The sequence below is a fragment of the Streptomyces sp. DSM 110735 genome (genome assembly GCF_016482685.1).
Classification (GTDB): Bacteria; Actinomycetota; Actinomycetes; order Streptomycetales; family Streptomycetaceae; genus Streptomyces.
Genome location: NZ_JACYHF010000013.1, coordinates 138,979 through 164,234, shown reverse-complemented (window position 1 = coordinate 164,234; position 25,256 = coordinate 138,979). Strand labels below are relative to the sequence as shown.

25 protein-coding genes are annotated in these 25,256 nt (G+C 71.3%); 11 read left to right on the top strand and 14 right to left on the bottom strand.

Translation table 11 applies throughout. The features are described 5' to 3' along the window. Positions 1-332: 332 nt before the first annotated feature. On the top strand, positions 333-1,679 hold the full coding sequence (locus IF655_RS20860) for a PP2C family protein-serine/threonine phosphatase (RefSeq protein ID WP_199586497.1): 1,347 nt from the start codon (positions 333-335) through the stop codon (positions 1,677-1,679). 9 nt (positions 1,680-1,688) lie between these two features. Here the strand turns inward: IF655_RS20860 and IF655_RS20855 are convergent, their stop codons facing one another. Continuing rightward, positions 1,689-3,173 (bottom strand): hypothetical protein, encoded by a 1,485-nt coding sequence (locus IF655_RS20855; protein ID WP_199586496.1) that lies wholly within the window; start codon positions 3,171-3,173, stop codon positions 1,689-1,691. A gap of 257 nt (positions 3,174-3,430) precedes the next feature. Between IF655_RS20855 and IF655_RS20850 the strand changes: the two genes are divergently transcribed. Both IF655_RS20850 and IF655_RS20845 read left to right on the top strand, forming a co-directional pair. Next, positions 3,431-4,567, top strand: a complete 1,137-nt coding sequence (locus IF655_RS20850; RefSeq protein WP_199586495.1) for an aminoglycoside phosphotransferase family protein — start codon at positions 3,431-3,433, stop codon at positions 4,565-4,567. A gap of 247 nt (positions 4,568-4,814) precedes the next feature. After that, on the top strand, positions 4,815-6,788 hold the full coding sequence (locus tag IF655_RS20845) for an N-acetylmuramoyl-L-alanine amidase (protein WP_199586494.1): 1,974 nt from the start codon (positions 4,815-4,817) through the stop codon (positions 6,786-6,788). Positions 6,789-6,797: 9 nt separating this feature from the next. Here the strand turns inward: IF655_RS20845 and IF655_RS20840 are convergent, their stop codons facing one another. The 3 genes from IF655_RS20840 to IF655_RS20830 form a co-directional block, all read right to left on the bottom strand. After that, positions 6,798-7,295, bottom strand: a complete 498-nt coding sequence (locus IF655_RS20840) for a hypothetical protein (protein WP_018546107.1) — start codon at positions 7,293-7,295, stop codon at positions 6,798-6,800. Positions 7,296-7,402: 107 nt separating this feature from the next. Beyond that, a complete protein-coding gene (locus IF655_RS20835) occupies positions 7,403-8,302 on the bottom strand; it encodes a universal stress protein (RefSeq protein WP_199586493.1) in 900 nt (299 codons plus the stop codon). Positions 8,303-8,446: 144 nt separating this feature from the next. Further along, entirely contained in the window at positions 8,447-8,695 is a 249-nt protein-coding gene (locus IF655_RS20830) for a DUF397 domain-containing protein (RefSeq protein ID WP_199586492.1), read from the bottom strand. A gap of 243 nt (positions 8,696-8,938) precedes the next feature. On the opposite strand from IF655_RS20830, the gene paaK reads away from it, so the two are divergent. Next, positions 8,939-10,234 carry a phenylacetate--CoA ligase PaaK gene (gene paaK / locus IF655_RS20825; protein WP_199586491.1) on the top strand — a complete coding sequence of 432 codons (1,296 nt, stop codon included), beginning with the start codon at positions 8,939-8,941 and terminating at the stop codon, positions 10,232-10,234. Positions 10,235-10,265: 31 nt separating this feature from the next. On the opposite strand, the gene IF655_RS20820 is transcribed toward paaK, so the two are convergent. From IF655_RS20820 to IF655_RS20805, 4 genes are all read right to left on the bottom strand, one after another. Beyond that, positions 10,266-11,762, bottom strand: a complete 1,497-nt coding sequence (locus IF655_RS20820; protein ID WP_199586490.1) for an acyl-CoA synthetase — start codon at positions 11,760-11,762, stop codon at positions 10,266-10,268. 114 nt (positions 11,763-11,876) lie between these two features. Further along, on the bottom strand, positions 11,877-13,436 hold the full coding sequence (locus tag IF655_RS20815) for an NAD(P)/FAD-dependent oxidoreductase (RefSeq protein WP_199586489.1): 1,560 nt from the start codon (positions 13,434-13,436) through the stop codon (positions 11,877-11,879). Between the two features lie 54 nt (positions 13,437-13,490). Next, on the bottom strand, positions 13,491-14,345 hold the full coding sequence (locus IF655_RS20810) for an oxygenase MpaB family protein (protein ID WP_199586488.1): 855 nt from the start codon (positions 14,343-14,345) through the stop codon (positions 13,491-13,493). A 106-nt stretch (positions 14,346-14,451) separates the two neighbouring features. Continuing rightward, positions 14,452-14,826: a ferredoxin gene (locus IF655_RS20805; RefSeq protein ID WP_199586487.1), complete on the bottom strand. Its 375-nt coding sequence runs from the start codon at positions 14,824-14,826 to the stop codon at positions 14,452-14,454. Positions 14,827-14,969: 143 nt separating this feature from the next. On the opposite strand from IF655_RS20805, the gene IF655_RS20800 reads away from it, so the two are divergent. Continuing rightward, positions 14,970-15,335, top strand: coding sequence for a DUF6479 family protein (locus IF655_RS20800; RefSeq protein ID WP_242488848.1), 366 nt, complete (start codon positions 14,970-14,972; stop codon positions 15,333-15,335). Positions 15,336-15,449: 114 nt separating this feature from the next. Here IF655_RS20800 and IF655_RS20795 read toward each other — a convergent pair whose 3' ends face one another. After that, on the bottom strand, positions 15,450-15,686 hold the full coding sequence (locus IF655_RS20795; RefSeq protein WP_199586486.1) for a DUF6479 family protein: 237 nt from the start codon (positions 15,684-15,686) through the stop codon (positions 15,450-15,452). A 192-nt stretch (positions 15,687-15,878) separates the two neighbouring features. On the opposite strand from IF655_RS20795, the gene IF655_RS20790 reads away from it, so the two are divergent. Together IF655_RS20790 and IF655_RS20785 are read left to right on the top strand one after the other, a co-directional pair. Beyond that, positions 15,879-16,544 (top strand): phosphoribosyltransferase, encoded by a 666-nt coding sequence (locus IF655_RS20790; protein ID WP_199586485.1) that lies wholly within the window; start codon positions 15,879-15,881, stop codon positions 16,542-16,544. Between the two features lie 228 nt (positions 16,545-16,772). Beyond that, a complete protein-coding gene (locus tag IF655_RS20785) occupies positions 16,773-17,714 on the top strand; it encodes a helix-turn-helix transcriptional regulator (RefSeq protein ID WP_307814992.1) in 942 nt (313 codons plus the stop codon). A 19-nt stretch (positions 17,715-17,733) separates the two neighbouring features. Here IF655_RS20785 and IF655_RS20780 read toward each other — a convergent pair whose 3' ends face one another. Together IF655_RS20780 and IF655_RS31685 are read right to left on the bottom strand one after the other, a co-directional pair. Further along, positions 17,734-18,573, bottom strand: a complete 840-nt coding sequence (locus tag IF655_RS20780; RefSeq protein WP_199586519.1) for an SAM-dependent methyltransferase — start codon at positions 18,571-18,573, stop codon at positions 17,734-17,736. A gap of 241 nt (positions 18,574-18,814) precedes the next feature. Next, positions 18,815-19,138: a DUF397 domain-containing protein gene (locus IF655_RS31685; RefSeq protein WP_199586484.1), complete on the bottom strand. Its 324-nt coding sequence runs from the start codon at positions 19,136-19,138 to the stop codon at positions 18,815-18,817. Positions 19,139-19,597: 459 nt separating this feature from the next. Here IF655_RS31685 and IF655_RS20770 point away from each other — a divergent pair, with 459 nt between their 5' ends. Beyond that, entirely contained in the window at positions 19,598-19,903 is a 306-nt protein-coding gene (locus IF655_RS20770) for a hypothetical protein (RefSeq protein ID WP_199586483.1), read from the top strand. Next, the gene (locus tag IF655_RS31680; protein WP_307814991.1) at positions 19,818-20,162 is read left to right on the top strand and encodes a helix-turn-helix transcriptional regulator; all 345 of its coding nucleotides are present in this window, start codon (positions 19,818-19,820) and stop codon (positions 20,160-20,162) included. Before IF655_RS20770 ends, IF655_RS31680 begins: the two co-directional genes overlap by 86 nt. 13 nt (positions 20,163-20,175) lie before the next feature. Here the strand turns inward: IF655_RS31680 and IF655_RS20760 are convergent, their stop codons facing one another. Then, positions 20,176-21,036 (bottom strand): glycosyltransferase, encoded by an 861-nt coding sequence (locus IF655_RS20760; protein WP_307814990.1) that lies wholly within the window; start codon positions 21,034-21,036, stop codon positions 20,176-20,178. Positions 21,037-21,202: 166 nt separating this feature from the next. Between IF655_RS20760 and IF655_RS20755 the strand changes: the two genes are divergently transcribed. Beyond that, positions 21,203-22,183 (top strand): NAD(P)H-quinone oxidoreductase, encoded by a 981-nt coding sequence (locus tag IF655_RS20755; RefSeq protein WP_199586480.1) that lies wholly within the window; start codon positions 21,203-21,205, stop codon positions 22,181-22,183. A gap of 101 nt (positions 22,184-22,284) precedes the next feature. Continuing rightward, complete coding sequence (locus IF655_RS20750) at positions 22,285-23,445, top strand: NAD-dependent formate dehydrogenase (protein ID WP_199586479.1); 1,161 nt, start codon at positions 22,285-22,287, stop codon at positions 23,443-23,445. A 23-nt stretch (positions 23,446-23,468) separates the two neighbouring features. Here the strand turns inward: IF655_RS20750 and IF655_RS20745 are convergent, their stop codons facing one another. Next, positions 23,469-24,167, bottom strand: coding sequence for a type 1 glutamine amidotransferase domain-containing protein (locus IF655_RS20745; protein WP_242488846.1), 699 nt, complete (start codon positions 24,165-24,167; stop codon positions 23,469-23,471). A gap of 22 nt (positions 24,168-24,189) precedes the next feature. After that, positions 24,190-25,212 (bottom strand): LLM class flavin-dependent oxidoreductase, encoded by a 1,023-nt coding sequence (locus IF655_RS20740; RefSeq protein WP_199586478.1) that lies wholly within the window; start codon positions 25,210-25,212, stop codon positions 24,190-24,192. Positions 25,213-25,256: the final 44 nt, after the last annotated feature.

Genomic DNA, 25,256 nt, shown 5'->3' with positions numbered 1-25,256 from the left:
TTTTTTTTATACCCCCCGGGGGGGCGGCCGGGGGGGGGGGGGGGGCCCCCCCGCCCCCCTCCCCCCCCCCCCCCCCCGCCCCCCCCCCCGGGGGGGCCGCCCCCCCGGCCCCGCCACTCCCGATGGGCCAAATGCCTTAGCTCACCTACGACTTGACACCCCGCCCCCGTACAGCCGAACCCCCCGGAGACCACGCCGGGAAGACTCTGACATATGCCAGAAGCACCACCGCATCGGGTGTTGCCAAATCCCTTACGGGGGTTCGCCCGCTGTGCGACAGTCGTAGCGGTTCCACCGTTCTCCCGGCCGTACCGTTCCCATCGGAGTGCGTCATGCCGTCCCCTGTCTCCGCGGACCGCCCCGCCCCGTCGCCCGGACGCGGCTCGGTCGAGGCGCTCATCTCGCAGACACGGCGACTCAAGGGCGACATGGCCGCCGTACGACGCGACACCCCGGGCGAGGGATCAGCCCCGGAGGAACGCTGGCAGCGCGCCCTGTACGAACTCGCCCTACACCAACTCGACGACCTCGACGCCCACTTGGCCCAGCTCCGGGACGGTCCCGACCCCCGGCGCCCCGAGGACGACGGCGCATCGCTGCTCGGCCGGGTCGGCAGCGCGGAGTGGAACCTGCTGACGGACGCGGCGAGTTGGTCCGCCGAGCTGTACGGCATCCTCGGCCTGGACCCGGTCGAGCCCGCCCTCACCCTGGACGAACTCCCGTCCCTGGTGCACGAGGAGGACCGCCCCCGGCTGACCGCGATGGTGACGTCCTGCCTGATCGACGCCAAGCCGATCGACGGCGAGTTCCGCGTCGTACGACCCGACGGCTCGGAGCGCACCGTGCACATGATGGGCGAGCCCGTACTGGACGCCGACGGCGGCACCGTCTCGATGTGGGCCGTGCTCCGGGACGTCAGCGAACTGCGCCGCCGGGGACGCACGGTGCGCGAGACCGGCGACTCCTTACGCCTCCGTCAGCGACCCGCGACACCTTCAGGCGAAACCTTGCTGCCGCTGTGGAGCGAGCCCACACGACATGGCACGGGCACCCTCGACGTCGCCGCCCGGCATCTGCCCTCCGAGTCGGTCGCCACGGCTGGCGGCGACTGGTGCGACGCACTCGAACTGCCGGACGGCGCTTTCCTGTTGAGCGCCGGTGACCTCACCGGACAGCACGGCAGCCCGGTACCCGCCGTAACGGTCCTTCTCGGCGCCGTACGCGGCATGGCCCTGTCCGGCACCGGACCCGGCAGGCTGCTCGCCGTGCTCGACCAGGTGCTGGGCGCCTCCGCGCCGCCCGCCCGGCTCAGCGGCGCCGTCTGCTGCCACTACGCGCCCGGCGACCGCACCCTCATCTGGGCGCGCACGGGCCACCCCGCCCCGCTGCTGTTCCGCGCCGGGACGGGGCGCGTGCTGACCGCACCGGACGGCGCGCCCGGAAGCGCCACAAGGCAGGCCGAAGTCACCCTGGAGCAGGGCGATCTGCTCCTGCTGCACACCGAGGGACTGCTCCTCGGCGCCGGTGGGTCCACGGCACTGGACCGGCTCCTCGGACTCGGTCCGCTCCTCGACGCGGCGTCCACCGCGCCGGAGTGCGCGCGGATCGTCGCCGAGTCGTTCGGCACCCGGGGGCGGGCGTACGACGCCTGCCTGCTGGTGGCCAGGGTCACCGCGTAGGGCCCTGGCTCAGGCTTCCGTACTCCTCCCCCGCTGCTTGGGCAGCGCCATTCTGATCTCCTCGCGCAGTTCGTGGATCCTCGGGTAGCCCGCGTACTCCGCGCTGAGCCGGTACATCTGGCGCAGCCGGTCCCAGGTGCGGCGCGAGGAGTTGGCGCCCATCGCCATGAGGGCGAGCCGGGCGTACCGGTCGGCCTGCTCGGGGTCGTCGGCGATGAAGCAGGCGGAGGCCATGGAGAGATGGTCGAAGATCTTCGACCGCTCCCGTCCGTCGACCCTCAGCGCCAGGGCCTTCTCCGCGTAGTACTGGGCGTGCGCGGCGGCGCTCGGGTCGAACTCGGCCAGGGTGCGGTAGGCCAGGGCCTGCATCCCGTACAGATCCTCGTCCTTGAAGGTCTGCATCCAGTCCGGCTGGGTCTCGTCCCGGCGGTCGGAGACGAAGAGGTCCTCCGCCTGGCCGAGCGTGCGCCGCATCGCCTGGCCCTTGCCCATCGCGGCCTGCGCCCACGCCTCGATGGTGTGGAACATCGCCTTCGTGCGCGGCTGGAGACGTTCCCCCGAGCCGGAGTGGGCGAGCTTCATCAGGTCCAGGGCGTCGTCGGGCCGCCCCAGGTGCACCATCTGGCGGGCGGCCCGGGACAGTGCCTCCCCGGCGCGCGGCCGGTCGCCGCCCTCGTGCGCGGCGTGCGCGGCGATGACGAAGTACTTCTGTGCCGTGGGTTCCAGGCCCACGTCGTGCGACATCCAGCCCGCGAGGACCGCGAGGTTGGCCGCGACGCCCCACAGGCGCCGCTGGAGTTGGGGTGGGTGGTGGTAGGCGAGCATGCCGCCCACCTCGTTGAGCTGGCCCACGACCGCCTTGCGCTGGAGACCGCCGCCGCGTGCCGCGTCCCAGGCGCGGAACACCGTGACGGAGTTCTCCAGTTCCTCGACCTCCTGCGTCCCGATGGGGGCGGCCTCGTAGCGGTCGAACCCGGCGGGGTCGGCGTGCAGGGGATCGTCGAAGACGGGGGCGTCGGCCTTCAGGGCAGGGTCGGTGTGCAGCCAGTCGCGCATGGAACTGCTGAGTGTGGCTCCCGCGGCGAGCACGGCACCCGCGCCCACCAAGCCGCGTCGGTTGAGCATGAGGTCCATTCCCGTGAATTCGGTGAGGACCGCGGCGGTCCGTCCGGGCGTCCACAGCACGCCGTCGGGATGATCCGTCTTCCCGTCGCCCTGCCGTTTCCCCGCACGCCCGTGCCGTACCAGACCGAGGTCCTCCATGGTCACGACACGGCCGAGTCGCTCGGTGAACAGAGCCGCCAGCACCCTCGGCACCGGATCGCGCGGGATCTCTCCCGTGTCGATCCACCGCCGCACCCGCGAGGTGTCGGTCGAGAGCTGGGGGTGGCCCATGGCCGCCGCCTGCCGGTTGACCAGTCTCGCGAGTTCGCCCTTCGACCAGCCGGCCAGGCCGAACAGGTCAGCGAAGCGGGTGTTGGGTGGTCCGCTCACGTCAAGCCCCCAGGTTCTCGGCTGAGTTGACAGTAGCCCCGTGCCGGTTGCCGGGCGACTATTCGCCAGGGTTCGCCAGGGTGCGCCAGATGGTGTGCCAGTGGACATCGGGTGTCAGGTAGGAAAGCGCCACCCCGACCCGGTCACCCCGGGACATTCCCCAGGGTGTTCCCGAGGGACCGGGCCGGGCGGCGCGAGCACAGCTCATGGACTGTCAGGACAGGCACCGCAGGCACACGAAGGGATCTGTATCTCCCATGTACGCAGCATCGTCCTCCGTGTCCGCTCCGCCCCGGCCACCGCGTCCCCGCCCGGCGGGCGGCGGACCGTATCTCGACCCGGCGGCGCGGCCCGGAACATCCGTGCCGGTCGTGGGCCGCGCCGCGCGCATCCCGGGCCAGCCCGGCGCGCAGCCGCTCAGCGGCAGACTGGACCTGTCCGGCCCCCAGGGGGCCCAACTGCGCGGCGCCATCAACGCCGTGCACCGCATCTGCCCGGAGTTCGCCCCGGTGCAGGTACTGCGCCGCACCGGCCGCTCCGTCACCCTCGTCGGCACGGCGGGCCGCACCACGGCCGTGGCGAAGTGTCTGCTGGACCTGTCGCCCTCGTGGGCCGAGCGCGTCCGGCACGAGATAGCGGCATACCGCTCGTTCGTCCGGCACCGCCCCCCTGTGCGGGTGCCGAGGCTGATCGCGGCGGACCCGGACAACTGCACACTGGTGATCGAGCGCGTGCCCGGCCGGGTCGCCGCGCTCCAGCGCCACCCCATGGACGCCCCAGCCCGCCCGGACATCCGGACCGCGCTCGGCGCGATCTGCCGGCTGAACGCCTGGCGCCCCCCGGCGGGCACCTTCGACGCCCCTCTGGACTACGCGGACCGCATCAACCGCTACCACGAGCTGGGGCTGCTCACCGACCGAGACCTGGGCGACCTCCAGAAGCTGCTGCACGGCATCGCGCACTCCTCGGGCCGTCAGGGCATGGGGCAGTTCTGCCACGGCAACGCCCTGCTGTCGAACATCCTGTTCTCGCCCGCGGGTCCGGTGCTTGTCGACTGGGAGCACGCGGGCTGGTACCTGCCGGGGTACGACCTGGCCACCCTGTGGCTCGCCCTGGGCAGCGCCCCGGACGCGCGGCGGCACATCAGCCAGATCGCCCAGCTCGGCGGTCCCGCCTCGCGCGACGCCTTCCTGGTGAACCTGATGCTGGTGCTGACCCGGGAGATCCGGAACTACGAGACGGCCGTCCAGCGCTCGATGCACGAGACGACCCCGGCCGCGCCCCGGGCGGGCGGCGTGCCGAGCGGGGAGGAGCAGCGGCTGGTGCTGCGGCGCCTGCACGACGACTGCCACCTGGCCCGGCAGGCGGTGCGGGCGGCGGTGGGCACCCGCTGACCCAGACTCCGCGGTGCGCCCGGAGCGGCGGCGCACCGCGGATTCTCCTTTCCGGGGGCGGCTATTGGTCTACGCCACTGACGCCCCGCAGGCCCGCCACCCACCACCGCGAAACTCGCCGGACCCATCTGTGACATGGGAAATCGCCTCTCCGAGGGCATGATTGACGGATCGTCGGCCAGCCGGTACCACTGACCCAGCTCGGCGCCGCCCGCCCCGCCACGCCCGCCCGTCACAGGAGGCCGCATTGCGAGGATTCGCCACCGCCCCGACATCCGCACCCGGCCGCGGACGGCTGCACCGCACCACCGGCGCCCTCGCGGGCGCCGTCCTGCTGTTGCCGCTGCTCGGCGCCGCCCCGTCCACGGGCGCGGACCCCGCCCCGTCCGACGGCACTCTCCAGCGCGCCTTCGCCGACGCCTCGGCCGAGTACCACGTGCCGCAGAGCCTGCTGCTCGCCGTCTCCTACCTCCAGTCCCGCTGGGACACCCACGCCGGTGCCCCCAGCGTGAGCGGCGGGTACGGACCGATGCATCTGACCGACGCCCGCACGGCGCTCGCCACCACCGAGCACTACGCCGAGGGCACCGAGGACCCGCGCGGCGACAGCGCCCGCGCTCCCCTGCACCCGCGCGCCGAGACGCCGCCCGCTTCCGCGATCCCGGCGCGGCTGACCACGCTGCGCCGCGCGGCGGAGCTGACCGGTCTGTCCGCGTCCAGGCTGCGTACCGACCCGGCGGCGAACGTCGCCGGGGGCGCCGCGCTGCTCGCCGCCGAGCAGAAGCAGCTCGGCGAGAAGCCGGGCGCCGATCCGGCCGAGTGGTACGGCGCGGTGGCCCGGTTCTCCGGTGCCGACGACTCGGCGACTGCTGCCGCGTACGCCGACGACGTCTTCGACGTGCTGCGCACCGGCGAGTCCCGCACCACCGACTCCGGCCAGCACGTCGCCCTGAAGGCAGCCCCCGGAGTGCGCGGCGACACCGCCCAGCTCAAGCGGACCGGTCTGCGCACGCCGAAGACGGACGGCGTGGAATGCCCGGCGTCGGTGTCCTGTGTGTCGGTCCCGGCGCCGTACGAGGAGTTCGGGGACAACGACTACGGCAACCACGACCTGGGCGACCGCCCTGCCTCGCAGCGGATCAAGTACATCGTCATCCATGACACCGAGGGCGGCTGGGACGGGGTGATGAACCTGATCCAGGACCCCACCTATGTGTCCTGGAACTACACGATCCGCTCCACCGATGGACTGATCGCCCAGCATGTGAAGGCGAAGGACGTCGCCTGGCACGCGGGCAACTGGGACGTCAACGCCCGCTCGATCGGCATCGAGCACGAGGGTTTCCTCACGGCGCCGGACGCCTGGTACACGGAGGCGATGTACCGCTCCTCGGCGCGCCTGGTGCGCTATCTGTCGCGCACGTACGGCATCCCGCTGGACCGGCAGCACATCCTCGGTCACGACAACGTGCCGGGTCCGACCGCCTCGACGGTGCCCGGGATGCACACCGACCCGGGTCCGTACTGGGACTGGCGGCACTACTTCCACCTGCTGGGCCACCCGTTCAGGGCGACGGGCACCGCCCGCTCCGGGCTGGTGACGATCCGGCCGGACTACGCCGCCAACCAGCCGGTGTACACGGGCTGCGACGCGGCTGCCGCCTCCTGCCCGGCGCACGGCTCCGGCGAGGTGCGGCTGTACACGGACCACGACGTGAACGCCCCGCTGGTCAAGGACGTCGGGCTGGGCACCGCGCCGACGACCGGGGTGAACGACCTGTCCTCACGCGTCTCCACCGGCCAGCAGTACGCGGTCGCGGACCGCTGGGGCGACTGGACGGCGATCTGGTACCTCGGCCAGAAGGCGTGGTTCGAGAACCCGAGGCGGCACGCGACGGCGGTTCCCGCGTCCGGGTTCACGATCACCCCGAAGGACGGTCTGGCGAGCGTGCCGGTCTACGGCCGGGCGTACCCGGAGAAGGAGGCGTACCCGGCGGGCGTCCCCGCGCAGTCGGTGGTGTCGCTGCCGTACACGATCCCGGCCGGGCAGAAGTACGTGGTCGGTGACGAGATGCCGGGCGAGTACTACTACGCGGTCACCTTCACCGAGGACTCCCACAAGGTGGTCGTCGGCAAGGACCTGTACTACGAGATCCAGTACGGCCACCGGGTGGCGTTCGTCCGCGCGGCCGATGTGACACTGGCGGCCGCGCGCCGCTGAGGCGGGGCCTCAGCCCTGCTGGAACAGCTCCGCCGGGAGCGGTTTCAGCAGGGCGTACAGGTCGTCGGTGATGGGCCGGTCCCAGGCGGCGATGGTGACGAGCACGCCGTCGCTGCGGTCGAACTGCACGCAGGAGATACGGCTCTCGGAGAGCTTGAGTCGGCGCACGATCAGCAGGTTGTCGCCCTGGAGGACGGGCGTGTCCTCGGTGCCGACGACGGTGACCTCCTCGTCGTTCTCCAGCGCGAGCAGCAGTTGCGCGACCTCGAAGGGGATCTCGCCCTCGGCGGTCTCCCGGGCCGGGGAGCCCTCGGGGAGATTACCGATGATCATGGCGGGGCCGCGCCCGCCGAACAGGTCGTAGCGCAGGAAGACACCCTGGCAGGTGCCGTCGGGAGCGGGCAGCAGGCCCGCGCCGAGGTTGCCCGGCCAGTCGCCCGGGTCCATGGCCAGCACGTCGAAATCGGGGCCGGCGGGGGTTGCGCTGCGGCGGCGGAGGAACGACATGCGGCAATGGTACGTGCCCGGGAGCGCGCGGCGGCGTGCGGGCGCCCCTGGACAACGGCCGCGCGCGGCGGGGCACACGGAAGGACCGGGCCCGCCGCCCGCGCGGGTCACTCGTCCGTGGGAACGGGCGGTACGACGGCGACGGGGCTCGCCGCGTGGAGCAGCACGGCGTGGGTGACCGAGCCGAGCATGGGGGCGGGAGCGAGCGGGCGGCGCCGGTGGCGGCCGACGACCACCAGGTCGGCTCCGGCGGAGGCGCCGACGAGCAGTCCGGCGGCGCTTCCGGGCAGCGCCTCGATGTCGGTGCGGACCCCGGGGTGGCGCTCGCGGTAGGGCGCGAGGCAGGTGTCGGCGAGCGCGCGGGTCTCGGTCTCGACGGCGGCCTGGTCGACGGCCGGGGGCACGAGCTGGCCGGGCGCCGACCAGGACTGCACGGGCCAGGGGTAGGCGGCGATCACCTGGACGCGCGCGTCGCGCAGGGCGGCGGCGGTGAACGCGAAGTCGAGGGACGCCTCGTCGGGGTGGTCCACGTGCACGCCGACGACGACGCGGGGACCGGGTTCGGCGGGTTCGCCGTCGACCTCGCGGCCGGGGCGGGGCACGACGACCACGGGGCAGCGGGCGTCGCGGGCGGTGGCCACGCCGTTGGAGCCGAGGAGCAGTCCGGTGAAGCCGCCCCGGCCGCGCGAGCCGAGGACGAGGAGCTGGGCGTCGGCGCCGAGTTCGGGCAGGACGGCGGCGGGCGCGCCCTCGACGGTCACGTACTCCGTCTCGGGGACGTCCTCGCGGTCGCGCAGCAGGGTGCGCACCTCGTCGAGGACGGGGTCGCCGTCCTGCTCGGCGGCGTCGGCGACCAGCACGTCCTCCTGGCCCCAGGGGGCGTACTGGCGTACGTGCACGATCCGCAGCGGTGCCTGGCGCCTGCGGGCGTCGTCCAGCGCCCACTCCAGTGCGCGCACGCTGTCCTCGGACCCGTCCACCGCCGCGATGACCGGCGCTGCGCTCATCGTTCCTCACCTCCGGAACACGACCTTCCCCTGTCGGGGCCAGCCTGGCTCAGCAGCCCGCTCCGGCGGGCCGCCCCTGGTCGCGTGTCCGGAAATCGGGCGTGAACACCCCCGGTTCGGCTCCGGATGTCCTGGTGGGGACGCTCAGGTCAGGTCGAACTCCCCGGCGCGGGCGCCCGAGACGAAGGCGCCCCATTCGGCGGGTGTGAAGATCAGGGAGGCGGCCTCCGTACGGTCGCCGTTGCGCATCGCGACGAAGCCCTCGACGAAGGCGATCTGGACGTCTCCCAGCCCCCGGCTGCCGGAGCGCCACTGCGCTCCGCTGAGGTCGAGGTCCGGCTTGTCCTTGTCCCAGTCCGCGAGCGGCTGCCGCTGGGTGATGCTCTCGGCCACGTCCGTGCTCCTCCCGGTTCGTCGTCCGCGAGTCAGCCTAGCGACCGGTCCGGGCGGCGGACAGGCCACGTGAGGGGGACGTGCGGACGGCGTGCGCCGGTCGGCGCGCGCCCCTGGGAAAAATCCGGGTCCCCGCCTCTTGCCTCGGAACCGTCGGCCTGAATTACTTGCCTCGAAGGAAACGACCGAATGATCGGTCGTCCGTATTGCGTATGTGCGTGGCGCGTGAGGGGGCCTTTTCCGATGACGGACACGGCGGATCTGCTCGACGCGGGCGAGCGGCTCGGACTCGACGAGCTGCGCGCCCTCCAGTTGGAGCGCCTGCGCGCCACGCTGCGGCACGCCTACGAGAACGTACCCTTCTACCGGGAGTCCTTCGACAAGGCCGGAATACACCCGGAGGACTGCCAATCGCTCGCCGACCTCGCGCGCTTCCCGTTCACCGTGAAGAGCGACCTGCGGGAGAACTACCCGTACGGCATGTTCGCCGTCCCCCGCGAGCGCATCCGCCGTCTGCACGCCTCCAGCGGCACCACGGGACTGCCCACGGTCGTGGGCTACACGGAGGGCGACCTCTCTCTGTGGGCCGACCTGGTGGCCCGCTCGATCCGCGCGGCGGGCGGGCGCCCCGGCGACGTGGTCCATGTGGCGTACGGATACGGGCTGTTCACGGGCGGGCTGGGCGCGCACTACGGCGCCGAACGCCTCGGCTGTACGGTCGTGCCCGCATCCGGGGGCATGACGGCGCGGCAGGTGCGGCTGATCCAGGACCTGGAACCCCGGGTCATCATGGTCACGCCGTCGTACATGCTGACGCTCCTGGACGAGTTCGAGCGCCAGGGCGTGGACCCGCGGAGCACCTCGCTGCGGGTCGGGATCTTCGGGGCCGAGCCGTGGACGGAGGAGATGCGGCGGGAGATCGAGGAGCGGTTCGCGATCGACGCCGTCGACATCTACGGGCTGTCGGAGGTGATAGGTCCCGGCGTGGCCCAGGAGTGCGCCGAGACCAAGGACGGTCTCCATGTGTGGGAGGACCACTTCTATCCGGAGGTCGTCGACCCGGTGACCGGCGAGGTGCTGCCGGAGGGCGAGCCGGGTGAGCTGGTGTTCACCTCGCTGACGAAGGAGGCGATGCCGATCGTCCGGTACCGCACGCGGGATCTGACCCGGCTGCTGCCGGGCACGGCGCGGGCGTTCCGCCGGATGGAGAAGATCACCGGACGCAGCGACGACATGGTGATCCTGCGCGGGGTCAATGTGTTCCCGACCCAGTTCGAGGAGATCGTGCTGCGCACGCCCGGTGTGGCGCCGCACTTCCAGTTGCGGCTGACCCGGGAGGGGCGGCTCGACGCGCTCACCGTGCGCGCGGAGTCCCGGCCGGGTGCCACGCCCGAGGTGCGGGAGGCGGCGGCGCGGTCGATCGCCGCCGCGGCGAAGGACGGCATCGGGGTGTCGGTGTCCGTGGAGATCGTGGAGCCGGAGTCCCTGGAGCGGTCGGTGGGGAAGATACGCCGGATCGTGGATCTGCGACCGCGCTAGCGCCGGGTCGTCGCCCGGTCCGGACCGCCGCTCAGTCGCCGAACCTGTCCCGCAGCTCCCGCTTGAGGATCTTCCCGCTGGCGTTGCGGGGCAGCTCGGTGACGAAGAGGACCCGCTTGGGCGCCTTGAACGCGGGCAGTGTCTCGCGGACATGGGCGACGAGCTGCTCCTCGGTGACCTCGCCGCGCGGGACGACGACGGCCGTGACCGCCTCGATCCAGCGTTCGTCCGGCAGCCCGATCACGGCGGCTTCGGCGACACCCTCGTGGGTGTAGAGCGCGTCCTCGACCTGGCGGGAGGCGACCAGGACACCGCCGGAGTTGATGACGTCCTTCACCCGGTCGACGATCGTGAAGTAGCCGTGCGCGTCGCGGACCGCGAGGTCCCCGGAGTGGAACCAGCCGTCACGGAAGGCGGCGGCGGTCTCCTCGGGCTTGTCCCAGTAGCCCTCGCAGAGCTGTGGGGAGCGGTAGACGATCTCGCCGGGCGTCCCGTCGGGCACGTCCTCGCCGTTCTCGTCCACCACCCGGGCGTCCACGAACAGCACGGTCCGGCCGCAGGAGTCGAGCCTGCCCTTGTGCTCGGTGGGTGCCAGCACGGTGGCGAGCGGACCGATCTCGCTCTGCCCGAAGCAGTTGTAGAGGGCGAGCTTCGGCAGCCGCTCGCGCAGCCGCTCCAGGACGGGCACCGGCATGATCGAGGCGCCGTAGTACGCCTTGCGCAGACCGGTGAGGTCGCGGTCGGCGAAGTCGGGGCGGTTGGTCAGCGCGATCCACACGGTGGGCGGGGCGAAGAGGCTGTCGGCGCGACCCTCCTCGATCAGGTCGAAGAGACGGTCGCCGTCGGGCGCGTCGAGGAGGATGCTGCTCGCGCCGACCGCGAGGTAGGGCAGCAGGAAGACGTGCATCTGCGCCGAGTGGTAGAGCGGCAGCGCGTGCACGGGCAGGTCACCGGCGCTCAGGTCGAGGGCGGTGATCGCGCTCAGGTACTCGTGGACCAGCGCCCGGTGGGTCATCATCGCGCCCTTGGGCAGCGCGGTGGTCCCGGAGGTGTAGAGCAACTGCACCAGGTCCTCGGTGCGCGGCTCGGGTCCGTCGTACGGCTCGGTGCCGGGCAGCCGGGCGAGCAGGGAGTCGTCGGCGTCACGCAGGGGCATCCGCCGTACGTCCGGCGGGAGTTGGGCGGCCAGCTTCGGGTCGGTGAGCACCAGCGCGCTGCCCGACTGGCCGAGGAGGTAGGCGAGGTCGTCGCCGGTCAGGTGCTGGTTGACGGGGACGTGCACCAGGCCCGCGCGGGCGCAGGCGAGGAAGGCGATCAGGTAGGCGTCGGAGTTGTGACCGTAGGCGGCCACCCGGTCGCCGGGGACGAGTCCCTCGGCGAGCAGCAGCGCGGCGGCGCGGGAGACGGCGTCGTCGAGTTCCGCGTACGTCCAGGTCCGTTCGCCGTACTCCAGCGCGACGCGCGCCGGGACGCGCCGGGCGCTGCGCCGCAGCACCCCGTCGACCGTGCTGCCCTGTCCCTGTGTCATGTCAGCCCCTGTGTCATGTCAGCCGATCCTGGGGCCGGCCGGGCCCCAGGTCAAGATCCTCGGGGCTCGGCCGGACGGGTTGCCGAAGGGCCGGGGTGACTCTCGCCGAGGTGGCTACTCCCCCAGGACCGCCATCGCCGCGTTGTGTCCCGGTACGCCGCTCACCCCGCCGCCGCGCACCGCGCCCGCGCCGCACAGCAGGACGTTGGCGTGCCGGGTCTCCACGCCCCAGCGGCCGGTGTCCTCCTGGGCGTAGGGCCAGGACAGGGCGCGGTGGAAGATGTTGCCGCCGGGCAGCCCGAGGTCGCGTTCGAGGTCGAGCGGGGTCTTCGCCTCGATGCAGGGGCGCCCGTCGGCGTCGGTGGCGAGGCAGTCCGCGAGGGGTTCGGCGAGGTGGGCGTCGAGCTGGGCGAGGGTGGACTTGAGCAGTTCGTCGCGTACGGCGTCGTTGTCCCGGGCGAAGAGCCGGGCGGGGGTGTGCAGGCCGAAGAGGGTGAGGGTCTGGTAGCCGCGTGCGGCGAGGTCGGGGCCGAGGATGCTGGGGTCGGTGAGGGAGTGGCAGTAGATCTCCGAGGGCGGCGCGGCGGGGAGTTCGCCCGCGGCGGCCTGGGCGTGGGCGGTGGCGAGCTGCCCGTAGCCCTCGGCGATGTGGAAGGTCCCGGCGAATGCCTCGCGGGGGTCGACCGTGCTGTCGCGGAGCCGGGGCAGCCGCTTGAGCAGCATGTTCACCTTGAGCTGGGCGCCCTCGGCGGGTTCGGGAGCGGTGTCCCCGGTGAGCGCGGCCAGCTCTCGCGGCGACGCGTTGACCAGGACGTGCCGTGCGACGGCGGTGCCCTCGCCGTCGGCGGTGCGGTAGGTGACCTCGGCGGTCTGCCCGTCGGTGTCGATGCGGACCGCCTCGTGCCCGGTGGCGATGACGGCTCCGGCGGCGCGGGCGGCTCCGGCGAGGGCGTCGGTGAGGGCGCCCATGCCGCCGACGGGCACGTCCCAGGCGCCGGTTCCGCCGCCGATGACGTGGTAGAGGAAGCAGCGGTTCTGGGCGAGGGAGGCATCGTGGGCGTCCGCGAAGGTGCCGATCAGGCCGTCGGTGAGGACGACGCCCCGGACCAGGTCGTCGCTGAAGTTCTCCTCGATCGTGACACCGATCGGCTCCTCGAACAGCGCCCGCCAGGCGGTCTCGTCGTCGACCCGGCGGCGCAGCTCCTCGCGGGTGGGCAGGGGTTCGGTGAGCGTGGGGAAGACGCGTTCGGCGACCTGCCCGGTCATGCCGTAGAACCGCTGCCAGACGGCGTACTCGCGCTCGCCGCCGGTCAGCGCGGCGAACGCCTCACGGGTGCGCTCCTCCCCGCCGCCGACGAGGAGTCCGGTGGCGCGTCCGCCGCGCTCGATCGGGGTGTACGAGGAGACGGTCCGGCTCTGGACGCGGAAGTCGAGACCGAGATCGCGCACGATCTTGTCCGGCAGCAGGCTGACCAGGTAGGAGTAGCGCGACAGCCGGGCGTCGACCCCGGCGAACGGGCGGGTGGAGACGGCGGCGCCCCCGGTGTGGTCAAGCCGCTCAAGCACCAGTACGGAGCGGCCGGCGCGGGCCAGATAGGCGGCGGCGACCAGGCCGTTGTGTCCGCCGCCGACGATCACGACGTCGTACGTCCGGGTTCCCTCGCGTGCAGGCATGGTTCTTGGTAACACGGGATGATCTTCGACGGATAGAGGTGCGTGTCCGGCGCCTCACCGCACCTTGCGCGGCGAGGGACTGGCCGCCGGACCGAGCCGCGCCACGGCGTGCAGGACGTGCTGCGGCGGCAGCCGTCTGCGCAGCCGACCGGGGACGGCGCGCAGCAGGGCGCCGGTGGCCCGCAGCCGCCGGTCGACGACGGCGGGCTCGGGCGCCGGGCGGCCGTACAGCTCGTGGGCGTACGGCGGCAACGAGGCGTAGGCGAGCCGGGCCACGTGCCGCCACAGCAGTGCGCGCGCCGGGACGAACACGGGGTGGATCGGCGGTCGCCGCAGGAAGTCGTCCACCTCGCGGGCGTCGGGTCCGGCGACGAGTTCGGGGCGCGTCTTCTCGAAGTACGCGGCGAGCGCTGCCCGGTCGGCGGGCACGGTGTCCGGGTCGAGACCGACCAGGCGGGCGCTGACGCGGTGTTCGGCGAGGTAGCGGTCGGCCTGGGCGTCGGTGAGGGGGAAGCCGGAGCGGCGCAGCACTTCCAGATAGGAGCCGATCTCCGCGCAGTGCACCCAGAGCAGCAGGTCGGGACGGTCGATGCCGTAGCGTTCGCCGGTGTCCGGGTCGGTGGCGGACAGTGTGCGATGGATGCGGCGGACCCGGGCGCCCGCCCGTTCGGCGGCGTCGGTGGTGCCGTAGGTGGTGACCCCGACGAAGTCCGCGGTGCGCATCAGCCTGCCCCAGGCGTCGCGCCGGAAGTCGGAGTTCTCCATGACGCCGCGCACGGCGCGGGGGTGGAGTGCCTGGAGGTAGAGCGCGCGGATCCCGGCGATCCACATCATCGGGTCGCCGTGCATCTGCCAGGTCACCGAGCGCGGGGTGAACAGGCCGGGGTCGGCGGACCGGATGCCGTCCATGGGCGCAGGTTAACGCGGAGACGTGGGCGACGGGGAGGGTCCGGGCAGCGCGAGTGCGCTCTCGGGTACGCGTCACCGGAACGGCGAGTGCGCTCGCGTGTGCGGGTCAGTCGAGGGCGGCCATGAAGGCCGTGCACGCCTCGGCGCAGGTCCGGCACGCGGTCGCGGCTGCCTCGGCGCCGGTCAGCCCCTCGAAGGCGTGGACGCCCTCCAGGCAGACGGAGCGGCACCACTCCAACTGGAGCCTGATCCGTGTCTCGGTGCCGTCGACCTCCACGCTGCCCTCCTCGGACAGCAGATGGCAGGTCGTGTCGCAGACCTCCGCGCACATGATCCCGATCCGCCGCGCGGAGCCGTACGCCCCGACGAGGCTCGCGCGGACCGCGCACTCCCGCGCGCACTCGGCGCACGCCTGCGCGCAGGCGAAGCGGTCCTCCAGGAACTGGTAGGGCGCGTCTCGCGGGGGCGGCGGTGTGGTCACGAAGGGGCGGGTAGCCGTGGCGGGGCGGCGTAAACGCGTCGGCGCGACGCCGGTGCGACGCCGGAGGGGGGGTTGCGCAGGGTGCGCGTTTCCCCACTCATCGAGTCCGGTTCATCCCGTTTCGTACGGGGTACTCCGGTCGTATGAGTACTCCAATGGTCCAGTTGGCGGCGCCGAGCGGCCTGCTGAGTCTCGTACTGTTTCTGATCGCCGTCGCACTGCTCGCACTGCTGGGCGGCGGCTTCTGGATCACTTCCCGCGTCAAGCAGAGCGAGCCACCCCGGCCGCGCCCCGAGGAGCAGCCACATCTGCCTCCGGAGGGTGCCACCCGGGAGGTTCAGGAGAACCGGGAGCCCGACGAGGTCCCGCAGATGCCCAAGGGCGGGCGTCCGCTGACCCCGTACGAGCTGTCCAACATGGGTACGAAGCCCAGCACGGCGAAGGAGCGCCCGCGCTGGAGCAAGGGTTCGAGCGGCTCCTTCGGCGGCGGGGGCCTGGGCGCCCACTGAGGGCACTGAGGTCCCGTCCCACGGCGGGCCGGAGCCGGTGACGGCGGCGGAGCGGGTTACGACCCTGTTCCGCCGCCGGTCAGTTGTGCGCGCGCCCTCAGCCGGGGACCGCCGTCAGTCCTCCGCGTCCTTGCGAGCGTCCGGCGTGCTCCAGCCGACGCCCTCGCGGCTCTCGATGCCGCCCCGGCGCGCCTGGGAGCCGGGCGCCGGAGTCGACGCGCGGCGCTCGCGCGCCCGTCGGCTTCCGAGCCAGAACGCGCCGAGCAGGACGACGGCGACGATGATCCCCACCACGAGGAACCACAGCGAGCCGCCCCCGGACAGTGCGATGTATTCGGCGGAGTTGTTCATGAGGTGCCGGTTACCCCGACGCACGCCGATCATCCCGGCGGGTCGCCCGTCCGGGCGGGGTGCGGCGGACGGCTGGGGTTCGACGGACAGCCGGGGTCCGGCGGACGGGCAGGGTTTGGTGAGCCGCCCACGGGAAACCCCGGGGACCGGGAGATGCGTCCGCAGGAGTCGCCGGAAGGCAGGTGACCGCCCATGCGATTCCCCGACCGCCGCCACGCCGGCCAGGAACTGGGCGTCCGGCTGATGGAGTGGGCCGCCGACGGCGATCTCGTCGAGCCCGTGGTTCTGGCGCTGCCCCGGGGAGGTGTCCCGGTGGCGGCCGAGGTCGCCCGAGCACTCGGGGCACCGCTCGACATCCTGGTGGTCCGCAAGATCGGCGTACCGGGTCGCCCGGAGACCGGCATCGGCGCGATCGTGGGCGACGACCCCCCGCTGTTCGACCGCCGCGCACTGGCGGTCCTCGGCCTGAACGAGGAGAAACTCGCCCCGGACGTGGCCCGCGAACGCACCGAACTGCATCGCCGCGAGCACCTCTACCGCGGCGACCGCCCCACCCCCGACCTCACGGCCCGGACGGTGATCCTCGTGGACGACGGCCTGGCCACCGGCGCCACCGCCCGCGCCGCCCTCCACCACCTGCGCACCCGCTCCCCCGGCCGCCTGATCCTCGCCGTCCCCGTCGGCGCCCCCGGCGCCGTGCACGACCTGCGCCCGGTCGCCGACGACATCATCTGCCTGTACCAGCCGACCGACTTCCAGGCCGTCGGCCAGTGGTACGACGACTTCGACCAGACCACCGACGAGGAGGTCCTCCGCGCCCTGGAGGAGTCCCGCACGGACAGCAGTCCGTCGGGGTGACCACCCGGGTCCCGTATGCGTCACGTCCCGCCAACTCACGCCAGGGCGAGCCACGTTGACTCGTGCCGCCCTGCCTCTCGACCCTGATGAGGAGTGACGGGCGGGTGACTTCCGGTCGGACGTCTGAGCAAAACCGGACTTTTCTGCGATTCCCTCTCCCGAGAAGGCGGCGACGGGCACCATGTGTGCCCGGGGGATCACAGTGAGTCCAGGAACCAAGGAGCATAGGTGGCCAAGCAGTTGCCCATCCCCGCGGAGCCCGACGACGGCTCCGGCCAGAAGGCAGGGCGTAGGGGTGCGGTGCGCTACCTGCAGAACGAGGCAGCGCCGTTCGCGGCACGCATGGTGCTGGGCAACGCCCTGCGCCATCGCCGGGAGGCCATCGGTCTGAGCGCGGGTGAGGCAGCCCGGCAGTTGGGGGGCTCGCCCTCGAAGGTGAGCCGGATCGAGTCCGGCACGTTCGCCCTCAAGCAGCAGGATCTGCTGAAGTTCTACGCGCTGTACAGGATCACGGATCCGGAAGAACAGGCGCGGCTGTACGAGTTGTCCGTGACGGCCAGTCAGCCCGCTTGGTGGCAGCCCTGGTCGGCGGTCGCGCCGAAGTACCTTCAGGCCGTGGTCAGCTTCGAGGACATGGCCACCCGGGTCAGGTCCTTCGAACCCATATATCTGCACGGCCTGTTGCAGACGCCCGAATACGCCCGCGCGCTGATCGAGCGAGGCCGCGGCTCTGCGAGCGGGCACGACGAACTGGCCCGGTTCCGCACCGAGCGCCATGAGCGGTTCACCGCGGAACCGGACAGGAAGTTGATCTGCGTTGTGGACGAGGCCACGCTGAAGCGTCCCGTCGGATCAGCGGAGATCATGCGCGGACAACTGCAGCACTTGATCACGCTGACAGCCGATCCTCGCTTCCAGCTCCACCTGGCCCCGCTGAACGACTACAACGTGCACGTCGAGCTGGGCGCCACGACCATTTTCGACTTCGCGGGCCGCCTCCCCACGATCGCCTTCGCGGAGGGGTACGACGGGGGCCTGGTCATCGACGATGAGCAAATGGTCGATCGCCGGGTGAAGGCGTTCGACGCGCTTGCCGCCAGTTCGCTCGCGCCCCACGCGATGAAGCGGCGACTGACAGACATGCTGACGACCGGCTTCTACAAGAAGTGACCGCGCCGGCCTGGCGCCGTCAGACCTTCTGCGCGACCCCGGCATACAAGGACACCAGCCGGTCACTCAGAACCCCCGGTCCGCTGCCCACCTCCGGGCGCCACTGGTGCGCCGGTACCAGTCCGGGTTCGACGAGCTCCAACTGGTCGAAGAAGCGCAGGACTTCCGCCCGGGTACGTACCTGGGCGGGGGTTCCGCGCCGCACATAGGTGTCGATGATGGCCTGCCACGCCTCGGGGGCGAAGTCGCCCGTGCAGTGGGTCAGGCTCAGACAGGAGCCGGACGGCAGCCGGTCCATGAATCCGCGGACGATGTCGTACGGCGCCTGGTCATCGGGGATGAAGTGCAGCAGCGCGTGGAGGCTGAGACCGACCGGCCGGCTGAAATCCACGATGTCCTCAGCCTCGACCGCGGCGAAGAGCCGCTCCGGATCGGTGGCGTCCGCCTGGACGAAGGCCGTTCGACCCTCCGGTGTACCGGCGAGAAGCTCGTCCGCGTAGACGAGGACGATCGGATCGTTGTCGATGTAGACGACCCCGCACTCGGGGGCGACCTTCTGGACCACCTCGTGCAGGTTGGGCGCCGTGGGGATTCCCGTCCCCACATCGATGAACTGCCGCACTCCCCGCTGTGCCATGTACCGTGCGGCGCGGTGCATATAGGCGCGGTTCACACGGGCCACGGTCTCGATCGCCGGAAACAGTTTGATCACCGCCTGGGCCGCCTCGCGGTCCACGGCGTAGTTGGTCTTGCCGCCCAAGTAGTAGTCGTACATCCGCGCGCTGTGTGCGCGGTCCTGCCTTAAGAACAGATCGCTATTGTCCGGCCCGTGCCCATGTGCGGCCCGCTCCCCCACCATGCTCCTCCCCGGCATTCGCGAACACCCGTCCGTGCCAGGTGCGGAATGCACTTGCATTATTCCCATCCGTACCGGCCGTTCAGCGGCGATGTCCATAGCTGAACGATTTTCTCGACTTCCCGAACAGATGTCACTGCCGAGTTGACCGCACGGACCGCACGAACACGGCTCCGCGCAAAGGCCGCCGGGAGAAACCGACCGCGGCGGCGGCCGATATCTCCCGGCGACCCGGTCGGCTGCCTCAGAGGTCGCCGCTGTCGACAGCGGCGACGAACGCGGCGGCAGTCCCCTTCGACACCGCCATCACCGGACCGCCCTGGTCCTTGGAATCACGGAAGAGCACGTGGTCACCGGTCGGCTCCGCGACCTCCACGCACGACCCCTCCGGGAGACTGTACGAACTCTTCCGCCACGCGACACCAGCCCGCTGCGCGCTGTGCCGCTTCACAATCGTCGGTTTCCCCACCGGGCAACCTCCTGCGGTGAACGAACTCCCCGTTGCCGGGATGCAATTGCATCCGGCCCGACGTGGGGAGGATCGCCGCTCCCCGCGCCATGTATGCATGGTTGAAGCAACAATGTCTTGATTCGATTGGCTCGCCCGTGCAAGTGCGCCGGACGTTCCGGCGAGTTCGCCGCCCCCCGGACCGCGAATGCAAAATACCCTGGAATATGCACCCGGCACAGCCAGGCGCCAGGTATTTCGTACACCCTAAGAAAAGATGACGAGTTGCACCGCGCCACAGGGGCTCTCAACAGGAAATCAAGGGGCGCGTAAATGGGGCGCACACTTCGAGAAAATCGAACGCCGCGCGGGCTGCGCTCGTGAATGCGCCGCGCAGTCGAGTCGCCGACCGGACTGGCAATGCCATGTTCTGCCGCTCAAGTGGATTCCGCAAAGCCGGAGTTCGCCCTAGCGTCCTTCGTACTCGGCGATGCGCCGAGCGGCACCGGGGCCCCGGTGCAGTGATTTCGAGGTCAACGACCGGGGCCCGGCGTCAACGACATCCCCTAGGAGGCCGCCATGTCCCTTTCCCCGGGGCGACGGCGCCGTAAACCGCGCCATGCCCGCCCGCGCCGTATGCGTCTCGTCCACCCGTGCCCGGTCTGCGTGGTGGAGGCACTCGAAGCGGCCACCGGGCCCGCCGGGCAATCGCTCTTCACGCACCCGTCCGAACACTGGCTCAGCATCGCGATGAGTGCCGGTCTTCTGCTGCTGCGCGTGGTCGGACGGCGCTGCCCCCATGTTCCCCGCACGCACGACCGACCCGCTCTGGAGACGGAGCGCCCCCAGGACTCCGGCGCCCGCGAGGCTCTCGATGTCACCTGAATCCAGCCACGCGGGGAGCAGCCCGGCTCACATCGGACACGTCATGGAACGAGTCCGCAGGCAAGCCGACTTGAGCCCGGAAGCCCTGGCACGGAAGACCGGCACGGGCCTCGACCACATCACCGGCGTTCTCACCGGGCGCCGGTTCCCCACCCGGCGCTTCACCATCGTCTACGCCAGGGCGTGCGGCGCCGACCCCCAAGTCCTGCTGATGGTCTGGGAGGACGAGCACGACCGTCGAAGCGCGCCCTCCCGGTAGAAGTCAGTCGGCGTCACACCACCGGCGGCCGCCCCGCCCGCGTCAGTCGCCACACCGTCCGCCAGGACATCGGTCGCCGCTCCCCGTGGCCTCCGCGCAGCCCCTCCGCGAAGCCCTTGAGCCAGACGGTCAGGTTTCCGGAGGTGCGCAGGCGCCACAGGCTGAGCACCGTCCAAGTCGTCAGGTAGACGGGGATGAGGGGAGCGGGGAGGCGGCGTCGGGCCAGCCAGACCCGGTTGCGGGCGACCAGGCGGTAGTAGGGGCCGTGCCGGGCGGGGTTCGTCGCCGGATGGTGGACCTCGGTGTCGGCGGCGTACCAGCCGGTGCGACCGAGGTCCCACAGGCGCCACGAGAGGTCGATGCCCTCGTGGAAGAGGAAGAAGTGGCCGGGCCAGCCGCCCGCGGTGTCGAAGTCCGCCCGGCGGACGAGGACGACGCCCTCAGCCATGACGGTCACGACGCCCGAGCGCCGGGCGTCCCCGGCGCGCAGCCGGGGCACCCAGCGGCCCAGGGTCTCGCCGGTGGCGGGGTCGGCGATGCGGGGCTGGACGTAGGCGGCGTCCGGGTGGCGGTCCAGTTCGGCGATGAGCCGGGTGAGGGTGTGCGGGTCCGGGAGGACGGCGTCGTTGTCGAAGAACAGCACGAACTCGGCGCCGCCCGCGGCAAGGGCGTCCGCTCCGACGTTGCGACCCTCCGGGATACCCGTGTTGGAGGCGAGCGCGACGCCGAGTACGCCGTCGGGTACGTGGTCCGGCTGCACGCCGTTCCCGACGATCACGACGCGCAGGTCCACGTCCTGCTGGGCGAGGACGGACGCCGTCGCCGTACGGAACTCCTCGTCCCGGTCGTTCATGGTGAGCACGACGACGTCCACCCTGCGCTTCCTGCTCACCTTGATCCGCCCTTCGGCTCACGAGACCGGCAACCTTCCAACGCCTCCCCCACGGATCGAGACACGCATGGCGCAATTCGGGAACACCACCAAACGGGTCGAAACCGCCTCCCCGGCACACGCCCCCCGCAGGGGTACCGTCGCCGCCATGCACGCGATCACGATTTCCGAACCCGGTGGGCCCGAGAAGCTGACGTGGAGCGAGGTGCCCGATCCGGTGCCCGGCGAGGGTGAGGTGCTGGTCGATGTGGCGGCGGCTGCCGTCAACCGGGCCGACATCATGCAGCGGCAGGGGGTCTACGATCCGCCGCCCGGCGCGTCCCCCTACCCCGGTCTGGAGTGCTCCGGCAGGATCGCCGCGCTCGGTCCCGGCGTCTCCGGCTGGTCCGTCGGCGACGAGGTGTGCGCGCTGCTCACGGGCGGTGGGTACGCCGAGAAGGTCGCCGTTCCGGCGGGGCAACTGCTGCCCGTGCCGAAGGGACTCAGTCTCGTGCAGTCCGCGGCGCTGCCCGAGGTGGCGTGCACGGTGTGGTCGAACGTCTTCATGGTCGGCCATCTGCGCGCGGGCGAGGTGTTCCTGGTGCAGGGCGGGTCCGGCGGCATCGGGACGATGGCGATCCAGCTCGCCAGTGCCCTCGGCGCCCGGGTCGCGGTGACCGCCGGATCGAAGGCGAAGCTGGACCTCTGCGCCGAGCTGGGCGCCGACATCCTGATCAACTACCACGAGCAGGACTTCGTCACCGAGATCAAGCGCGCCACCGACGGCGCGGGCGCCGACGTCATCCTGGACAACATGGGCGGCGGCACGTACCTGGACCGCAATGTCGCGGCGCTCGCCGTCAACGGACGCCTCGTGATCATCGGTCTCCAGGCAGGCACCAAGGGCGAGCTGGACATCGCCGCCCTGCTGATGAAGGAGGGGTCCGTCGCCGCGACCTCGCTGCGGTCCCGGCCGCTGAAGGAGAAGGCCGCCATCGTCGCGGGTGTGCGCGAGCACGTCTGGCCGCTGATCGCCTCGGGGAAGATTCGCCCCGTCATCGACCGCGAACTGCCCCTGCGCGACGCCGCCGAGGCACACCGGGTGATGGACGAGAGTCATGTCGGCAAGGTGCTGCTCACCGTGCCGTAGCCGCTCGACCGCCCACGGCCTTGTCGACGGGCGCCCCATGATGTGCACGGTCGGGGTCGTGCACCCGGACAACTCCCCCTTAAATCGCGAAGGGTTCACTGATGGCGACGGTTCTGTGCGTGCTTTATCCCGATCCTCAGTCCGGATATCCGCCGGTCTATGCCCGGGACGACATCCCGGAAGTCCCCTGGTATCCGAACGGTCGACCGGCTCCCGCTCCTCAGGGCCCTCTCGGATTCACTCCGGGTGAGCTTGTCGGATGCGTGTCGGGCGAACTCGGATTGCGTGACTATCTCGAAAAGCTCGGTCACACGTTCATCGTGACGAGCGACAAGGACGGAGAGCAGTCCGAGTTCGAGAAGTACCTCCCCGAGGCCGAGGTCGTCATCTCGCAGCCGTTCTGGCCCGCGTATCTCACGAAGGAGCGCCTGGCCAAGGCGTCGAAGCTGAAGCTGGCGCTCACGGCGGGGATCGGCTCCGACCACGTGGATCTGGGAGCCGCCGCGCAGGCGGGCGTGACGGTCGCGGAGGTCACGGGCTCGAACAGCAAAAGCGTGGCGGAGCACGTCGTCATGATGATCCTGGCCCAGGTCCGCAACTACCTTCCGTCGCACACCATTTCCGCCGGTGGCGTCTGGAACATCGCGGACTGTGTGGAGCGCGGCTACGACGTACAGGGGATGAAGTACGGAGCCGTCGGCGCCGGGCGGATCGGCCGTGCCGTGCTGGAGCGGCTGAAGCCCTTCGGCCTGGAACTGCATTACCACCAGCGCCACCCTCTCGATGCGGAGATCGAGAAGGAGTTGGGCCTCACCTATCATTCCGATCTGGAATCGATGATCCGTGACATCGACATCGTGAGCCTGCAACTGCCGCTGTATCCGTCGACGGAGAACATGCTGGACGCGGAGATGTTCGGCAAGATGAAGCGCGGGACGTACGTCATCAATTGTGGACGCGCACGCCTGGTGGACCGGGACGCCGTCGTTCAGGCGCTCAAGTCCGGTCAGATCGCGGGTTATGCGGGCGACGTGTGGTATCCCGAACCCGCGCCGCTCGAACACCCCTGGCGCACCATGCAGTTCAACGGCATGACGCCCCACATCTCCGGTACGACGCTTTCCGCGCAGGCGCGTTATGCCGCCGGAACCCTCGACATCCTGCAGTGCTATTTCGAGGGGCGTCCGATGTGCGAGGAGTACCTCATCGTCGACGGGGGCAACCTCGCGGGCGCGGGCGCCCAGTCGTATGAACTGGGCTGAGGTCAGCGGCTGTTGAACGCGGATCAGCGGCTGTTGAGCACGGAGACGACCTTCTCGGCCAGCGGTCCGGCGGACGCCGGATTCTGGCCGGAGAGCAGGTTGCCGTCGACGATGACGTGCGGGTCCCACGCCTTGACATCTTCGACCGTGCCACCGCGCGCCGTGAGCATGTTCTGCAGCAGCCAGGGGGCGTGTTCCGCCGTGCCGTTGAGTTTCTCCTCCTCGTTGCTGAACGCGGCCATGGTCCGCCCCTCGAAGAGCCAGCGGCCACCGGGCAGGTTCGCCGACAGCAGCCCGGCGGGACCGTGACAGACCGGCGCGATGATCTTCTTGACGGCTTCGGCCTCCTGCAGGATCCGGCCGAGATCGGGGTCGTACGCGAGGTCCTCCATCGGGGAGTGCCCGCCGGGGATGAAGATCGCGTCGTACAGGTCCACATCGACCTCGGACAACGGCAGCGGGCTCGCCAACTCCGCGGCGTGCTCCTTGATGTACGCGGCGTACTCGGGCGCCTTCGGACCCGCGACCTCGGGCTTGAGGCTCACCGGGTCGGGCACGGGCTTGCCGCCGTCGGGGGCGGAGATGTCCACGGTGAACCCCGCCTCGCTCAGGACGCGGTGCGGGACCACGAACTCCTCGGCCCAGTAACCGCACGGGTGCTTGTCGCCGTTGTCGAGCGTCCAGTAATTGACGCCCGACAGCACCATCAGGATCCTTGCCATGATCGCCCCTCGCTTCCTCGGCTCACTCGGCGTGGCTGTCCAGACCCCACGCCTCGGCGAGCAGCGCGAACGAACGCGTCCGGTGCGCGGGGTCGTACGTGTAGGTGGTGATGATGAGTTCGTCGGCCTCCAGGTCCGCGACGATCGCCTCCAGCTCGGCTACGGCCGTCTCCGGCGAGCCGACCGCGCGCACCTGCTGGAAGTCGTCCACGAAGTGGGCGACCTCGTGACTGAGCACGGCGGCCAGGTCCTGGACCGGCGGTTGCAGCGGACCGCGCCGACCGGTGTAGATGCCCGCGGCCATCTGCTGGGCCGTGGTGAACAGGTACCGCGCCTCGTCGTCGGTCGGCGCCACGAGCACGTTGACGCCCACCATGGCGTACGGGCGCTTGAGCTCGGCGGTGCTGAACTCCGTCGAGAAGCGTGAGCGGTACAGCGACAGCGCCTGGTGCCGCATCTGGGGCGCGAAGTGCGAGGCGAAGGCGTACGGCAGACCCAGATAGGCGGCGACGGCGGCGCCGTCGAGGCTCGATCCGAGCATCCAGAGCGGGACCTCGGTGCCCCGGCCCGGCAGCGCCTTCACCGTTCCCGGTCCCCCGTCGCGGGAACCGAGGTAGCGGTGCAGCTCCACGACGTCCTCGACGAACGTGTCGGTGGCGGCGGCGCCACGGCGCAGCGCGGCGGCTGTCGTCGGATCCGTTCCGGGGGCGCGGCCGAGTCCGAGGTCGATGCGGTCGCCGTACATCTCGGCGAGGGTGCCGTAGTACTCCGCGACCATCAGGGGGCTGTGATTGGGCAGCATCACGCCGCCCGAGCCGAGCCGGATGCGCTCGGTGTGCTCGGCGGCGCGGCCGATGAGCAGCGAGGTGGCGGAGGAGGCGAAGGTGACGACGTTGTGGTGCTCGGCGTACCAGTAGCGGTGGTAGCCGAGCGAGTCGGCGAGGCGTGCCAGTTCCACGGACTGGTTCAGCGCGGTGGTCGTGTCGGTGCCGGAGGCGACGGGCACGAGGTCGAGGATCGACAGCGGAACGCGCGAGGTTGTCATACCGGCTCGGTCCTTTGCGGCTGTTTCGCTTCACGCCCTGCGGG

What these genes read in the sequence shown, in the direction of transcription:
- IF655_RS20860 (WP_199586497.1), top strand. Translation starts at nt 333, where the DNA reads ATGCCGTCCCCTGTCTCCGCGGACCGCCCCGCCCCGTCGCCCGGACGC.
- IF655_RS20850 (WP_199586495.1), top strand. Translation starts at nt 3,431, where the DNA reads ATGTACGCAGCATCGTCCTCCGTGTCCGCTCCGCCCCGGCCACCGCGT.
- IF655_RS20840 (WP_018546107.1), bottom strand. Translation starts at nt 7,295, where the DNA reads ATGTCGTTCCTCCGCCGCCGCAGCGCAACCCCCGCCGGCCCCGATTTC.
- IF655_RS20835 (WP_199586493.1), bottom strand. Translation starts at nt 8,302, where the DNA reads ATGAGCGCAGCGCCGGTCATCGCGGCGGTGGACGGGTCCGAGGACAGC.
- paaK (WP_199586491.1), top strand. Translation starts at nt 8,939, where the DNA reads ATGACGGACACGGCGGATCTGCTCGACGCGGGCGAGCGGCTCGGACTC.
- IF655_RS20820 (WP_199586490.1), bottom strand. Translation starts at nt 11,762, where the DNA reads ATGACACAGGGACAGGGCAGCACGGTCGACGGGGTGCTGCGGCGCAGC.
- IF655_RS20815 (WP_199586489.1), bottom strand. Translation starts at nt 13,436, where the DNA reads ATGCCTGCACGCGAGGGAACCCGGACGTACGACGTCGTGATCGTCGGC.
- IF655_RS20810 (WP_199586488.1), bottom strand. Translation starts at nt 14,345, where the DNA reads ATGGACGGCATCCGGTCCGCCGACCCCGGCCTGTTCACCCCGCGCTCG.
- IF655_RS20800 (WP_242488848.1), top strand. Translation starts at nt 14,970, where the DNA reads ATGAGTACTCCAATGGTCCAGTTGGCGGCGCCGAGCGGCCTGCTGAGT.
- IF655_RS20795 (WP_199586486.1), bottom strand. Translation starts at nt 15,686, where the DNA reads ATGAACAACTCCGCCGAATACATCGCACTGTCCGGGGGCGGCTCGCTG.
- IF655_RS20790 (WP_199586485.1), top strand. Translation starts at nt 15,879, where the DNA reads ATGCGATTCCCCGACCGCCGCCACGCCGGCCAGGAACTGGGCGTCCGG.
- IF655_RS20780 (WP_199586519.1), bottom strand. Translation starts at nt 18,573, where the DNA reads ATGGTGGGGGAGCGGGCCGCACATGGGCACGGGCCGGACAATAGCGAT.
- IF655_RS31685 (WP_199586484.1), bottom strand. Translation starts at nt 19,138, where the DNA reads ATGCATACATGGCGCGGGGAGCGGCGATCCTCCCCACGTCGGGCCGGA.
- IF655_RS20770 (WP_199586483.1), top strand. Translation starts at nt 19,598, where the DNA reads ATGTCCCTTTCCCCGGGGCGACGGCGCCGTAAACCGCGCCATGCCCGC.
- IF655_RS31680 (WP_307814991.1), top strand. Translation starts at nt 19,818, where the DNA reads ATGTTCCCCGCACGCACGACCGACCCGCTCTGGAGACGGAGCGCCCCC.
- IF655_RS20755 (WP_199586480.1), top strand. Translation starts at nt 21,203, where the DNA reads ATGCACGCGATCACGATTTCCGAACCCGGTGGGCCCGAGAAGCTGACG.
- IF655_RS20750 (WP_199586479.1), top strand. Translation starts at nt 22,285, where the DNA reads ATGGCGACGGTTCTGTGCGTGCTTTATCCCGATCCTCAGTCCGGATAT.
- IF655_RS20745 (WP_242488846.1), bottom strand. Translation starts at nt 24,167, where the DNA reads ATGGCAAGGATCCTGATGGTGCTGTCGGGCGTCAATTACTGGACGCTC.
- IF655_RS20740 (WP_199586478.1), bottom strand. Translation starts at nt 25,212, where the DNA reads ATGACAACCTCGCGCGTTCCGCTGTCGATCCTCGACCTCGTGCCCGTC.